Below are 13,184 nucleotides of genomic sequence, written 5' to 3'. Positions count from 1 at the left end.
ATTTAGAAACGGAACAGTATCTTGGCTGAACGACAAAGAGGTCTGGGCCGCGGCCTGTCGGCGCTGATGGGACAGGACGCCGAAGCGCCGGTCGCATCTGATGCGCCCGTGCCCGCCGGTGTGCAACGCGTGCCGATCGAAAGCCTGAAGCCCAATCCGGACCAGCCGCGCAAGACCTTCCGCCAGGAGGATTTGGAGGAACTGACCGCCTCGATCCGCGACAAGGGCGTGCTGCAGCCGATCTTGGTGCGGACCCAACCGGGCGAGGACGGCGTCTGGCAGATCATCGCCGGCGAACGCCGCTGGCGCGCGTCGCAGGCGGCGCGCCTGACCGAGGTGCCGATCGTCATCCACGAGATGGACGACGTCGAGGTGTTCGAAGTCGCCATCGTCGAAAACGTCCAGCGCGCCGACCTGAATCCGCTGGAAGAAGCCGAGGCCTATCGCGTTTTGATGGAGCGCTTCGGGCGGACGCAGGATGCCGTTGCGGGCGTGGTCGGCAAGAGCCGCAGCCATGTGGCCAACACCATGCGCCTGCTGCAACTGCCCGAGCGGGTGCTGTTCTATGTGCGCGAAGGCAAGCTGTCGGCGGGTCACGCCCGGGCGCTGATCAATACGCCCGATCCGGGCCAGTTGGCGGACATCGCCTTCGTGGATGGTCTGAGCGTCCGTGAGACCGAGGCCCTGGCGCGCCGTGCGGTGGAGGGGCCGAAGCCGACGAAGGTCAAGCCAGCGTCGGCGGCCGCAGGCGGGGAGGGGGCGGCCGATGTCGCCGCCCTGCAGCAGGATCTGGCCGATGCACTGGGCCTGAAGGTGCAGTTGTCGGACAAGGGCGGAAAGGGCGAGCTGACGATCGGCTACGGCTCGCTAGAGCAGCTGGACGACCTGTGCCGCCGTTTGATGCGCGGCTGAGCGGCGGACTGTGCTAGGGTGTCGATATGACTGAAGACACGACACCCACCGCAGCCGACAAGCTGAAACAGGCGCTTGCCGCCAAGAAGGCCAAGGCGAGTCATGGGTTCAACGCGCAACACAGCGCCAAGGCCGAAGAGAAGGCTGTGTCGGCGCGAAACGTCGCCATGGCCCAGCCCGCCTTCCGTAAGGCCTCCAAGCGCGGTTAGGGCTACAGCCCCAACCGTCTGGCGCGACCTGCGATTTCCAGCAGCAGGCGTTCGGCGATCAGTTGGTCCGGCATTCCGGTCGTCTTGGTCGCGACATCGGCCGTGTTGATGCTGTCCAAGACCTCGTCCAGGGCTTCGAGCCGCCAAGATCGCGCCTGACGCAGCATTTCGGCCTCCTGCTTCCAGAAGACGCCGGCGGCCTTTGCGGCCTCCTTGGCGTTTGTGCCGTTGGCCTGCAGGATATTGATCCGGCGTAGCTTTCCGAGATGGATCGCCGCAGAACGAACGGCGAGTACGGACGATTCGCCTTCGGCGAAGGCGCGCCTGAGCCCAGCCTGCGCTGGACCCGGCCGCGCGCCGAAGGCCTGAAGCGCCGCATCCGACAGGGAGGCGTCCGGCTCGACGCCGAGATGATGCTCCAGCGCATCCATATCCAGCGTCTTGCCGGAGCCGGGGCCGATGAAGAGGGCCAGGCGCTCGATCTCTTGTCGCATCAGGCCGCGCTCGCGCGGCAGGCGTGCGACGAAGCGGTCCAGGGCGTCGGAGGTCAGGCCGACCTTGTCGGCGGCCAGGGCTTCGCGGACCATTCGGGCGACATCGCCGGTCTCGTCCTCGTAACAGACGATGCCGACCGCGCCGTTTTCCTTCTCGGCCGCCTTTCTGAGCGCCGATTCGCGACCCAGCTGGTCGGCCTCGACCACCATCATGGCGTCGGGATTGTAGCCGCCCTCGGCGTGGATCTTTAGCGCGGCGGCGACCGCCTTGTCCACGCCGGGCTTCAGCGCCGACAGACGGATGCGCACCAGACGACGGCCGCCCATCAGGGACATGGCCGTCAGGGCCTCTTCCAGCTTCGTTTCATCGGCATCGATGTCGCTGTCGGTCAGGACGGTGACGTTGAAGGGGTCATTCAGATCGGGCGTGACCGTTTTGCACAGCACCTCGGCCCGCTCGGCGACGCCCGATCGGTCCTTGCCGTGGATCACCGCTGCCCGGATCGCTGGATCGGGCGCCTTCAGAAAGCGATCGATCTCGGGGCGTTTGGCCAGGATCACGGGTTCGACAGCGCCTGCATCAGATCCAGTCGGATCAGGCGAGCCAGTTCGGCGGCGGCGCGCTCCTCGCCATCCTGCTGGGCGGCGATGGCGGCATAGGGCTGGTCGGCGGCAGCGTAGGTCGTGGTGACCGTTTCCGTGCCGCTGACAGGCATTCCGCCGGCAGCCGGGGTCAGGGTCCAGGTCGCCTTGACCGTGAGTTCATAGCGGGTGGCGGTGTCGTCGATACGGCGACCCAGCGAGCGGCGGTTCTGCTGGACCTCGGTCGTCAGGCGATACAGCGGCGTCGCGCCGCGATCCCAGGCCAGGACGTCTTCCAGCTGCTCGCGCAGGCGATAGCCCAGGCGGTCGTCCTGGGTCGTGACGGCGATCCGGCGCAGGGACGACCCCACGGCCGGCTCGGCGTACATGGGCGTGAAGCCGCAGGCGGACACCGCCAGAGACGCGAGAACCGCGAGAGCCGCCGCGACACGCATCAGCCGGCCACCAGATTTACGATGCGGTCCTTGACCACGACGATCTTCTTCACGCTCAGACCCTCCAGCCGCGCCTTGACCGTTTCGTCGGCCAGGACCAGCGCTTCGACCTCGGACGGCTCCATGCCGCGCGGCACGCGGATTTCCGCGCGACGCTTGCCGTTGATCTGGATGGGCAGGACCACCTCGTCGTCGGCCGCGAGCGCAGCGTCCCACACGGGCCACGGCGCGTCCAGAATCATCCCGTCTTCCCCGAGCCGCGTCCAGGCTTCTTCGGCCAGGTGCGGGGTGAAGGGGGCGATCAGGCGGGCCAGCGCCGACAGGGCCTGACGCTTGGCGTCGCCGCCGGCCTGGGCATTGTCGCGGATGGTGGCGACGAAGGCGTAGAGCTTGGCGATGGCCGAGTTGAAGCGGAAGCCTTCGACCCCTTCGGAGACGGCCTTGATGGCCTTGTGCGTCTCGCGCAGCAGCTCGGCGTTGGCCTTGTCCTCGCCCGCAAAACCGGCGTCGTAGGTGTCGAACAGGGTCCAGGCGCGCTGGACGAAGCGGCTGGCGCCTTCGACGCCGCCGGGGGTCCATTGCACGTCACGTTCAGGCGGGCTATCGGACAGGACGAACAGGCGACCGGCGTCCACGCCATGGCTTTCCAGGATTTCGGCCGGGGCCACGACGTTCTTCTTGGACTTGGACATCTTCTCGATGTCGCCGATGACCAGGGTCTCGCCGGTCGACAGCTGGCGGGCGGAGCGGGCGCCGTTGTCGTTCTTGAGCTCCACGTCGGTCGGCTCGACCCAGGCGCCGTCGGCGCGGCGATAGGTCTCGTGGACGACCATGCCTTGGGTGAACAGTCCGGCGAACGGCTCCTTCACCGACAGCATGCCGGCGTCAGACAGGGCGCGGGTGATGAAGCGGGCGTACAGCAGGTGCAGGACCGCGTGCTCGACCCCGCCGATGTATTGATCGACGGCCAGCCAGCGGTCGGCGGCGGCCTTGTCGATCGGCGCCTCGGCCGTCGGATCGGTGAAGCGGGCGAAATACCAGCTAGAATCGACGAAGGTGTCGAGCGTGTCGGTCTCGCGCGTCGCATCCGCGCCGCACGACGGGCATTTGACGTGCTTCCAGGTCGCATGACGCGCCAACGGGTTGCCGGGCACGTCAAAGGTCACATCGTCAGGCAGGACGACGGGCAACTGGTCGGTGGGCACCTCGACCACGCCGCAGGACGGGCAGTGGATGATCGGGATCGGGCAACCCCAATAGCGCTGGCGCGAAACGCCCCAGTCGCGCAGGCGATAGATGGTCTCGGCGCGGCCCTGGCCGGCGGCCTCGACCTTGGCGATCGCGGCGGCCTTGGCGGCCTCGACGTCCATGCCGTTCAGGAAGTCGGAGTTGAAGACGCGGCCGGGGCCGACATAGGCCTCGGTTCCGATCTCTACCGTCTCGGCGTCGTCGGGTTTGACCACCGGCGTCACCGGCAGATCGTATTTGCGGGCGAAGTCCAGGTCCCGCTGGTCGTGGGCCGGGCAGCCGAAGATGGCGCCCGAACCATAGGTCGACAGCACGAAGTTGGCGGCCCAGACCGGCAGCGTCTTGTCCGGATCGAAGGGGTGGCGGACGCGAACACCCAGATCCACGCCCAGCTTCTCGGCCTTTTCGATCTCGGCTTCGCTGGTGCCGGTCTGAGCACAGGCCTTGATGAAGTCCGCCACGTCCGGCCGATGTTCGGCGATGGCCTTGGTCAGGGGATGGTCGGGCGCCAGGGCCAGGAAGCTGGCGCCGAACAGGGTGTCGGGGCGGGTGGTGTAGACCTCGATCGGATCGCGGGCGTGGTTGGGTTCGCCCTCGGGGGAGGCGGGCAGGAAGGCCGGCGCCTCGGCAATGTCCCACCACAGGGTCGCGCCCTTGGACTTGCCGATCCAGTTCTCCTGCATCAGCCGGACCTTTTCGGGCCAGCGGTCAAGGGTCTTCAGACCGTCGATCAGGTCGTCGGCATAGTCGGTGATGCGCAGGAACCACTGGTTCAGCTTGCGCTTCTCGACCAGGGCGCCCGAGCGCCAGCCGCGTCCGTCGATCACCTGTTCGTTGGCCAGGACGGTGTTGTCGACCGGATCCCAGTTGACCACCGCATCCTTGCGATAGACCAGACCACGCCGATACAGCTCCAGGAACCACGCCTGCTGCTTGCCATAGTATTCCGGGTCGCAGGTGGCGAACTCACGCGACCAGTCCAGCGACAGGCCCAGCAGCTTCAGCTGTTCGCGCATATTGGCGATGTTGGAATAGGTCCAGCCTTTCGGGTGGATGCCGCGCTCCATGGCCGCGTTTTCGGCCGGCATGCCGAAAGCGTCCCAGCCCATCGGGTGCAGAACGTCATACCCTTGCGCGCGCTTGGACCGCGCCACCACGTCGCCCATCACATAGTTGCGGGCGTGACCCATGTGGATGTTGCCCGACGGATAGGGGAACATCTCCAGCACGTAATACTTCGGCCGACCGGTGTCCTTGGTGACGAAGGCGGAAGCCTCGGCCCATCGGGCCTGCTGGCGGGGTTCGGCGGTCTTGGGTTCGTAACGGGCCACGGTCGTCCTGAAAGTCGAAAGGGCGCTGACGCCCTCCCGGCTCAACTAGCCTGAAGGACGACAGCGCCCAAGAAGTAATCCGTTTCGGCGTTCCCAGCAGGTCCGACGAAACTAAACCAGTCGGCGCTCAAGCAGCCGAAAGGCGGTAGCGCCAAAATAATGCGAGCTCCGGCTTTAGCCGGCGTTCGACAGGTTCAGCTGGCGAGCCTTGGTCAGGATGGCGTTTTCCAGATCGGCCTCGGTCTGGGCGGCGACCGGGGCGGCGGTCCACTGACCATCGGCGCCCTTCACTTCCTTGGTCACCGTGACGTTCAGCGCGTCGGCGCGCAGACGGGTGTCCAGGATGAAGACGGTCGCCTTGAAGCGCTCGTTCGGCGTCTGGGGGTTGATGTACCAGTCATAGTTGATGACGCCGCCCCACGGATCGGCGGTCAGCAGCGGCATGAAGCTGAGGGTGTCCAGCGAGGCGCGCCACAGGAAGGCGTTGACGCCGATGCCCTGTTGCACGTTCGTCTTGGGCGCAGACTTCTTGCCGCCGACGAAGGGAATGCTCGAGCAGGCCGACAGGGACGCGCCCAGGGCCACGCCCGAGACCAGCACGACCGCGACGTTCCGAACCAGGGCCTTGTTGAGGCTCATCAAGAGAAGTCTCCGTAAACTCAGGGACGTGAGAGCCCTCGCCCGCACGCGCGCACGGCATGAGGAATGCCGACTGCCAGGCTCTATAACACGGCGAAAAGGGGCGATGACAAGGCGAAGTCGGTTCCCGTCGCATCGCGCGTCGCGGTGTTTTGTGAAGGGCATGCGAGATTCCGCCGGAATCCGCCTGAATCCCGTGACGCTTGAGACACATACGCCGACAACAATGCGCGGGAACCTTGTTATCGCCGGCTCATTGCGTTGACCGCGCAGACACCCGGTGTCTAATCGCGGGGCTCACGACCATATAAGGTCGGTTCAGGGTTGAAACGTCGCCTCATGGCGGGGTTCGAAGGATTTGGTATGCGGTTTGGTGGTTTCCTGGCTGTGATGATGGCGACGACGGCGATGGCCGCGTCGACGTCGGCGCTCGCCCAAAGCACGTCCGCCGTTTCCCTCTCGGAAGCCCAGGCGACGCAGCGCAATGCGCCGGCGCCGCAACGTCGCGGCCTTCGCCTGAACGACCGTGGGCGCTGGGGTCTGGATTTCAACCTGAACCAGCCCGTGGGTCGCGAGACCGACTGGGGTGATGTCGAGGCCGGCGCCTACTACCGCCTGAACGACCGTCTGCGCGTCGGCGCCGCCGCCGCCGTCAGCACGCCGGAAGCCGATCCGGCCCGCGCGCCCGAAACCAACGGCCGGGCCCAGCCCCGCGTCCGTCTGGAAACCATCTTCAAGTTCTGATTTCGACCGGTCAGCGAAACGCTGACTGGATCGCATTCACCGCCGCCAGGCCGCATGCGCCTGTGCGTGCGAGCGTTGCGGAGTTCTCTGGCGTGACGCCGCCCAGCGCATAGACCGGTAGGCGTACAGATTTCACATGCTGTTCGAATGCAGTGACGCCCAATGCGGATTTGCCGGCGGACACGCCGCCCGCCCGAAACACCGGCGACAGGATCAGGGCGTCCAGGTTTTTAGGCGGCGGGGATAGGCCATGCCAGGCCGCCGTCAAAATCCAGCCGGGTCGGTCCGATCGAATGCGCGCCGCTTGGTCCGCCGCACGTTCGGGCAGGTGCAGCCCGTCGGCGTCGATCGCCTCGGCCAGATCGGGGTCCAGTCCGACCAGCAATTTCACGTCCCGACCGGCCGTCGCTTCCCGAAGTCGATGTCCCGTCTCGACGGCATCGGAGGCGCCGAAGGCGCGATAGACCACGGCCGAACCGGCAGGCAGGCGCGCCGCCGTCTTCCACGGTCGGGGCGTGCGATCGGGGTCGGTGAAGAACAGCATCGCCGGCAAGGCTGCGGCGGCCGGGCTGACAGCGGCGGCGGCGCGGTTTAGAGCGGTCGCGGCGTTCCAGAGCGCGCGCGCATCGTCGCTGTAACCGGCCGGCAGGATCATGACCTCTTCTTCCTCCGCTTTTCCCGCCCCGTCCATCGCCGAAAGGGTCGCCGAGGTGCGGGCGCGCATCGACGCCGCCTGCCATGCGGCCGATCGGGATCCAGCGGACGTGACCCTGACCGCCGTTTCCAAGACGCAAGCCCCCGAGGCCATCGACGCCATCCTGGCGACGGGTCAGCGGATCTTCGGCGAGAACCGGGTGCAAGAGGCGCAAGGTCGTTGGGCCGACCGTCGCGGGGTCGTGCCGGGCCTGGAGCTGCGGCTGATCGGCCCCTTGCAGACCAACAAGGCTGAGGATGCGGTCGCCCTGTTCGACGTGATCGAAACCCTGGACCGCGAAAAGCTTGCACGAGCCTTGGCGCAGGCGGGTGAAAAGCGCGGCCGATCGCCGCGCGTCCTGGTTCAGGTGAACACGGGCGCGGAGCCCCAGAAGGCCGGGGTCCTGCCCGACGCCGCCGACACCCTGATCGCAGCGGCCCGCGACACCTATGGGCTGACGGTCGAGGGATTGATGTGCATTCCCCCGGCGGATCAGGACGCAGAGCCGCATTTTCAGATGTTGCGGGCCATGGCCGAACGCCACGGTTTGTCGGTCGTGTCGATGGGCATGAGCGGCGATTATGAAACCGCTATCCGGTGCGGTGCGACGCACGTCAGGGTCGGAACGGCCTTGTTCGGGGAACGAAATCGACCCGAAGCGCCCTCTAGCTCGTAACCCGATGTGAATATTCGCACCCCCAAGCCTTGGCGCGGGGGCCAAGCCTCGCCATTGTCTGTCCCATGCCTACGCCCAAGACCATTCTGATCATCGACGACGACGACGACCTGCGCGAGGCTCTGGCCGAGCAGCTGAACCTGCATGAGGAGTTTCGGACCCAGCAGGCGTCGACCGCCACGGACGGGGTGCGGATGGGGCGCGAGATCCGCGCCGACCTGATCCTGCTGGACGTCGATCTGCCCGATATGGACGGTCGCGAGGCCTGTCGCCTGTTACGCAAGGACGGGGTGTCAACCCCGGTCATCATGCTGACGGCGCAATCGGCGGACGCCGACGCCATCCTGGGTCTGGACGCCGGGGCCAACGACTATGTTACCAAGCCCTTCCGGTTCGCCGTACTGCTGGCGCGCATCCGCGCCCATCTGCGCAGCCATGAACAGTCGGAAGACGCCGTCTTCACCATCGGCCCCTACGAGTTCCGGCCCGCCGCCAAGGTGCTGATGGACTCAAAGGGCAAGAAGGTGCGGTTGACCGAGAAGGAAACCAACATCCTGAAATACCTCTATCGCGCCGGGGCCAAACCGGTGTCGCGCGAAGAGTTGCTGACCGAGGTCTGGGGCTACAACGCCGGGGTCACGACCCATACGCTGGAAACCCACATTTATCGTCTGCGTCAGAAGATCGAGCCCGAGCCGGGCCATGCGCGTCTTCTGCTGACCGATGCGGGCGGATATCGGCTTCAACCCTAGAACCGTCTGGACGACAGCGTTCGCGCAGGCGATGAAACGGCATGATCGCCGCCTTCGCCCTCGCCGCCCTGCTCCAGCAATCACCGATGCCGTCCGTGGCGCCGGACGGCGTGTTCCGATCGCGCGGCTATGGTCTGGTGATCGTCCGCGCCGGGCAAGACATCCGGGTCTATCACGAGGCCGGCGGGGCCTGCTGGCCGGATCCCGATGGGGAAGATCTGAAAGACAGCTTCGCCGCCGCCGTCCCCGTGGCTGACGGCATAGGCTTGACCGAAGCGCACGACGATCAGGCGAGCATCTATGTGTTCGACGGGCTGCCGGCTCTGCCCCCGGCCTGCGAACATCCAGATACGAGCGACCGTGCCGCCGTCCTGGCCATCTCGGATTTGATGCAGGCCTACTATCCTGGTTTCGAGGCTCGAAAGATCGATTTCCAAGCCCGTCGCAGCGAGGTGCTTGGGCGTCTTTCACAGACACCATCCCCCAGCCAGGCGTTCGCCGCCGCCGCCGACCTTCTATCAGGACTGGATGACGCACATATCGAATTGAGCGCAGAAATCGAAGGCCGCGCGCAAGACCTTCAGGTGTCGAGCGGACGAACCCTGGACGCGGTCAACGCACGCTCCGAGCCAAGGGCCGAGAGGGCGTGGCTGGGCGCGTGGCGCGAAGGCGTCCTTCAGACCATCCTTGACGGTGAAGGTCACGCCGTCGCCAATAACCGGGTCTTCTGGGGGGTGAACGACGGCGTAGGCTATCTGCCGATCGTGACCATGGGAGGGTTCGACGCCGAGGACGCCGCTTCCACAGAGCTGCTGGAAGCCGCCCTCGACGAGGCGATGATCGCTTTCCACGGGGCGCGAGCGGTCATCGTGGATGTCTCGAACAATCGCGGCGGTTATGACTCTGTCAGCCGGTTGATCGCGTCGCGTTTCGCCGACCAGCCGCGCGTCGCCTACACCAAGAGGGGCTGGGGATCGGGCGTCGCTCCGCAGGTCGTGGAGGTGCGACCTTCGAATCGAACGGGCTATCACGGCCCGGTCTGGCTTCTGACCAGCGACATCACCGTCAGCGCCGGCGAGACATTCAGCCAGATGATGACGGTATTGCCCAATATCACGCACGCCGGGACCCGGACGAGAGGCGCGTTTTCCGATCAGAGCCCTGTCGTTCTCGCCAATGGTTGGCGCTTCGCCATGCCGATGGAGCTTTACGTCGATCCGCAAGGCCATCCGCTTGAAGGACGCGGGCTGACGCCGCAGGTCCGCATCGATCTCTATCCCGAGGGCGATCTGGACCATGGTCACGCCAAGGCCGTGAAGGCCTTGATGCGACGACTTTCGCATTAGGCCGCTTCGCCTCGATCAACCGGCGGACGGCAGCAAGACTGACGGAGTCTACCGACGGATCGTGAACAGCGGCAGGAAGACGTGGACCAACGGGCCGATGGTCAGGGCGTAGAGCACCGTGCCCAAGCCGACCGAGCCGCCCAATAGCCAGCCGACGGCGATAACGGTCATTTCGATGGCCGTCCGCACCCATTTCACCGGCCAGCTGGTGCGCGCGACGATGCCCGTCATCAGGCCGTCGCGGGGACCGGGGCTAAGGCCCGCGCCGATATAGGCCCCGCTGGCCACGCCGTTCAGGACGATGCCGGCGATCAGCAGGCCGGCCCGGAGCGGTAGGCCCAGGTCGGACGGAATCCAGTCCAGGCCCAAGTTGGCGACGGTGCCGATGACCAGCACATTGGCCACGGTCCCGATCCCCGGCTTCTGGCGAAGGGGAATCCATAGCAGCAGCACAGCCATACCGATCAGATTGACCACCAGACCGAAGCTGACTCTGCTGGGTTTCGCGAACCGCTCGAACACCCCTTGGTTCAGCACGTCCCACGGATCCAGACCGAGATCGGCACGAACGATCAGGGCGATGGAGAGGCCGTAGAGGACGAGGCCGATAAACAGTTGGATCAGGCGACGGGTCATAAACCCACCAGATGCGCCAAACTGGCTATCGAAAACAGAGCCAGTTATGCCATTCTGGCCTCATGTCGTCGCGGTCGATCGGTCTTGTTTCCCTGACACGCCATCTCGGCGCCTGGCGGTCGCCGGGTGCTGGCGCAGCCTACCGGCAGCTGGCGGGGGCGGTACGACTGCTGATTCTGGATGGCCGACTGCCCTTGGCGGCGCGGTTGCCCGGCGAACGGGAACTGGCTCAGGCGCTGGGCTTGAGCCGCACGACCGTCTCGGCCGCCTACGGGCGCTTGCGGGACGACGGGTTCCTGACGGGCGGGCAGGGCGCCGCCGCGCGCACCAGCCTGCCGACCGGACCGGCGCCGCGTCATGAGGCGACGCCAACGGACAAGGCCGGCCTGATCGACCTGACCGCCGCCGTTCTGCCGGCCGATCCCAATGTGCACGCGGCCTATGTGCGGGCGCTGGAGCGGTTGCCGGCGAACCTGCCGGGTCACGGGTACGAGACGGTGGGGCTGGAGGCGCTGCGTGAAGCGGTGGCGGCCGGCTATCGGCGGCGCGGCCTGGCGACCTCGTCGGGGCAGATTCTGATCACGCACGGCGCGCACAACGGACTGGTGCATCTTCTGCGCCTGACGACGCGCCCCGGCGCCCCGGTGGTGTTCGACCATCCCACCTATCCGCAGGCGATCGACGCCATCCTGGCGGCGGGCGGTCGCGCCGTGCCCGTCGCCTTGCCGGACGGCGAGGGCGAGGAGGGTTGGGATGTCGAGGGTCTGATTGCGGCCTGCCGAAGCAGCAACGCGGCCATGGCCTATTTAGTGCTGGACCATAACAACCCGACCGGCCGGATGATGCGAGCGTCGGACCGGACGCGCTTGCTGGCAGGCCTGAAGGGATCGGAGACTCTGCTCGTGCTGGACGAGACCCTGGTCGAGCTGACCTTGAGCGGACCGCCAGCGCTCAGCGCCTCGGCCGTCGATGCGCCGCGGATCGTCAGATTGGGATCGATGTCCAAGAGCGTTTGGGGCGGGCTGAGGATCGGCTGGATCCGCGCCGACCGGGCGGTGATCCAGCGTCTGGCCCAGAGCCGCGCCAGCTTCGATCTGGGCGTTCCGATTCTGGAGCAGCTGGCGGCGGTCGAACTGCTGAACGACGGCGGAAAGGCCCTGGCGGCGCGTCGGCCCCTCTTGCGCGCCCGGCGGGATCATCTGCGCGCGCGGCTCGCCGAAAAACTGCCTGAGTGGGTCTGTCCGCGCCCGGCTGGGGGATTGTCCCTGTGGGCGCGGCTGCCGGGGCCGATCAGTTCCGCTTTGACGATCGCGGCCGAGGCCGAAGGCCTGCGCCTCGCCGCCGGTCCGCGATTCGGCGTCGACGGCGCCTTCGAACGCCGGCTGCGCCTGCCCTACACCTTGCCGGAAGATCAGCTGGACGAGGCGGTGGTTCGGCTGGGGCGCGCCGCCAGGAAGGTCGGCCGGGGGCGAAAGGCGCCGGCGTCGGTCAAGCCGGTCGCCGTTTATTAAGGATCAGATATCCAGATCAACCGTGACCGGCGCGTGGTCGCTGGGACGATCCCACTCGCGGACGTCGTCGTGGATGCGGGCGGTGTCCTTGACCACGGCGGGAGTCAAGCCGGGCGACGTCCAGATGTGGTCCAGGCGCAGGCCGCGATTCGATTTGCGGAAGTCGGCGGCGCGGTAGCTCCACCAGCTGGCCAGTTTCTGGGGCTCGGGGAAACGGTCGCGCAACACGTCTGCGAAACCACCGGTCTCCTGAAGGCGGTTCAGGGTCTCGACCTCGATCGGCGTGTGGCTGACGATCTTGGACATATAGCGGTGGTTCCAGACATCGCCTTCGCCGGGGGCGATATTGAAATCGCCGGCCATGACCAGGGGACGAGACTTGTCCTGCTTGGCCACGATGGCGGTCAGCTGTTCATAGAAGTCCATCTTGTGATCGAACTTGGGGTTCAGCGTCCGGTCGGGAACGTCACCGCCGGCCGGGATGTAGAAGTTCTGCACGTCGATGCCGGACACGCGGGCCGAGACGCAGCGCGCATGACCCAGTTTGCAGACCTGGAAGGTATCGCTGTCCTCAAGCTGCAGACGGCTTGCGATGGCGACGCCGTGCCAGCCCTTCTGGCCCGCCACGCGAAGGTGGGACAGGCCCATGTCCTCGAAGGCGCCGCGCGGAAACTGGTCTGTCGTGCATTTGATCTCCTGCAGCATCAGGACATCGGGCGCGCGTTCGGCGACGAAGCGGGCGACCTGGTCGATGCGCAGGCGGACGGAGTTGATGTTCCAGGTGGCGAGGCGAAGGGTCATGCCCCCGTCTAGCAGGCGCACGGCGTAAAAAAAGCCCGGCCGCGACGGGCCGGGCTCTGGGAGGTTCGTCTCTCTCGCCGCCGGGGAGGGGGATATTCCAGGGCGGTAGAACGGCCGCCGCCGCTCATGTGCGCAAAATGTCACTGACGATTAT

Annotated in this window: 14 protein-coding genes; 7 read left to right on the top strand and 7 right to left on the bottom strand. The window is 66.5% G+C overall.

Features of this window, described 5'->3' with window-relative positions; all coding sequences use genetic code 11:
* The first annotated feature begins 21 nt into the window (after positions 1-21).
* Complete coding sequence (locus HF680_RS09240) at positions 22-912, top strand: ParB/RepB/Spo0J family partition protein (protein WP_185224859.1); 891 nt, start codon at positions 22-24, stop codon at positions 910-912.
* A 26-nt stretch (positions 913-938) separates the two neighbouring features.
* Positions 939-1,121: a hypothetical protein gene (locus HF680_RS09235; protein ID WP_185224858.1), complete on the top strand. Its 183-nt coding sequence runs from the start codon at positions 939-941 to the stop codon at positions 1,119-1,121.
* Between the two features lie 2 nt (positions 1,122-1,123).
* Here HF680_RS09235 and holA read toward each other — a convergent pair whose 3' ends face one another.
* From holA to HF680_RS09215, 4 genes are all read right to left on the bottom strand, one after another.
* Positions 1,124-2,176, bottom strand: a complete 1,053-nt coding sequence (gene holA, locus HF680_RS09230) for a DNA polymerase III subunit delta (RefSeq protein ID WP_185224857.1) — start codon at positions 2,174-2,176, stop codon at positions 1,124-1,126.
* A complete protein-coding gene (lptE, locus tag HF680_RS09225) occupies positions 2,173-2,652 on the bottom strand; it encodes an LPS assembly lipoprotein LptE (RefSeq protein ID WP_185224856.1) in 480 nt (159 codons plus the stop codon). Before lptE ends, holA begins: the two co-directional genes overlap by 4 nt.
* Positions 2,652-5,231 (bottom strand): leucine--tRNA ligase, encoded by a 2,580-nt coding sequence (leuS, locus tag HF680_RS09220; RefSeq protein ID WP_185224855.1) that lies wholly within the window; start codon positions 5,229-5,231, stop codon positions 2,652-2,654. Before leuS ends, lptE begins: the two co-directional genes overlap by 1 nt.
* 174 nt (positions 5,232-5,405) lie before the next feature.
* Positions 5,406-5,870 (bottom strand): DUF3576 domain-containing protein, encoded by a 465-nt coding sequence (locus tag HF680_RS09215; protein WP_017505409.1) that lies wholly within the window; start codon positions 5,868-5,870, stop codon positions 5,406-5,408.
* Positions 5,871-6,233: 363 nt separating this feature from the next.
* Between HF680_RS09215 and HF680_RS09210 the strand changes: the two genes are divergently transcribed.
* Positions 6,234-6,614 (top strand): NtrZ family periplasmic regulatory protein, encoded by a 381-nt coding sequence (locus HF680_RS09210; protein WP_185225043.1) that lies wholly within the window; start codon positions 6,234-6,236, stop codon positions 6,612-6,614.
* A 10-nt stretch (positions 6,615-6,624) separates the two neighbouring features.
* On the opposite strand, the gene HF680_RS09205 is transcribed toward HF680_RS09210, so the two are convergent.
* Complete coding sequence (locus HF680_RS09205; RefSeq protein ID WP_205196192.1) at positions 6,625-7,269, bottom strand: thiamine phosphate synthase; 645 nt, start codon at positions 7,267-7,269, stop codon at positions 6,625-6,627.
* Between HF680_RS09205 and HF680_RS09200 the strand changes: the two genes are divergently transcribed.
* From HF680_RS09200 to HF680_RS09190, 3 genes are all read left to right on the top strand, one after another.
* On the top strand, positions 7,268-7,984 hold the full coding sequence (locus HF680_RS09200; protein ID WP_185224853.1) for a YggS family pyridoxal phosphate-dependent enzyme: 717 nt from the start codon (positions 7,268-7,270) through the stop codon (positions 7,982-7,984). The two genes, HF680_RS09205 and HF680_RS09200, sit on opposite strands and share 2 nt — an antisense overlap.
* A gap of 65 nt (positions 7,985-8,049) precedes the next feature.
* A complete protein-coding gene (locus HF680_RS09195) occupies positions 8,050-8,736 on the top strand; it encodes a response regulator transcription factor (RefSeq protein WP_039246636.1) in 687 nt (228 codons plus the stop codon).
* Positions 8,737-8,777: 41 nt separating this feature from the next.
* Positions 8,778-10,082, top strand: a complete 1,305-nt coding sequence (locus tag HF680_RS09190) for a S41 family peptidase (RefSeq protein WP_185224852.1) — start codon at positions 8,778-8,780, stop codon at positions 10,080-10,082.
* 48 nt (positions 10,083-10,130) lie between these two features.
* On the opposite strand, the gene yczE is transcribed toward HF680_RS09190, so the two are convergent.
* Positions 10,131-10,718, bottom strand: a complete 588-nt coding sequence (gene yczE / locus HF680_RS09185) for a membrane protein YczE (protein WP_045810941.1) — start codon at positions 10,716-10,718, stop codon at positions 10,131-10,133.
* Between the two features lie 62 nt (positions 10,719-10,780).
* Here yczE and yczR point away from each other — a divergent pair, with 62 nt between their 5' ends.
* A complete protein-coding gene (yczR, locus tag HF680_RS09180) occupies positions 10,781-12,229 on the top strand; it encodes a MocR-like transcription factor YczR (protein WP_045810940.1) in 1,449 nt (482 codons plus the stop codon).
* Positions 12,230-12,232: 3 nt separating this feature from the next.
* On the opposite strand, the gene HF680_RS09175 is transcribed toward yczR, so the two are convergent.
* Entirely contained in the window at positions 12,233-13,030 is a 798-nt protein-coding gene (locus HF680_RS09175; RefSeq protein ID WP_185224851.1) for an exodeoxyribonuclease III, read from the bottom strand.
* Between the last annotated feature and the right edge of the window lie 154 nt (positions 13,031-13,184).

It is taken from the genome of Brevundimonas huaxiensis (assembly GCF_014218725.1).
Classification (GTDB): Bacteria; Pseudomonadota; Alphaproteobacteria; order Caulobacterales; family Caulobacteraceae; genus Brevundimonas; species Brevundimonas huaxiensis.
This window is presented reverse-complemented; position numbering and strand designations above follow the sequence as displayed.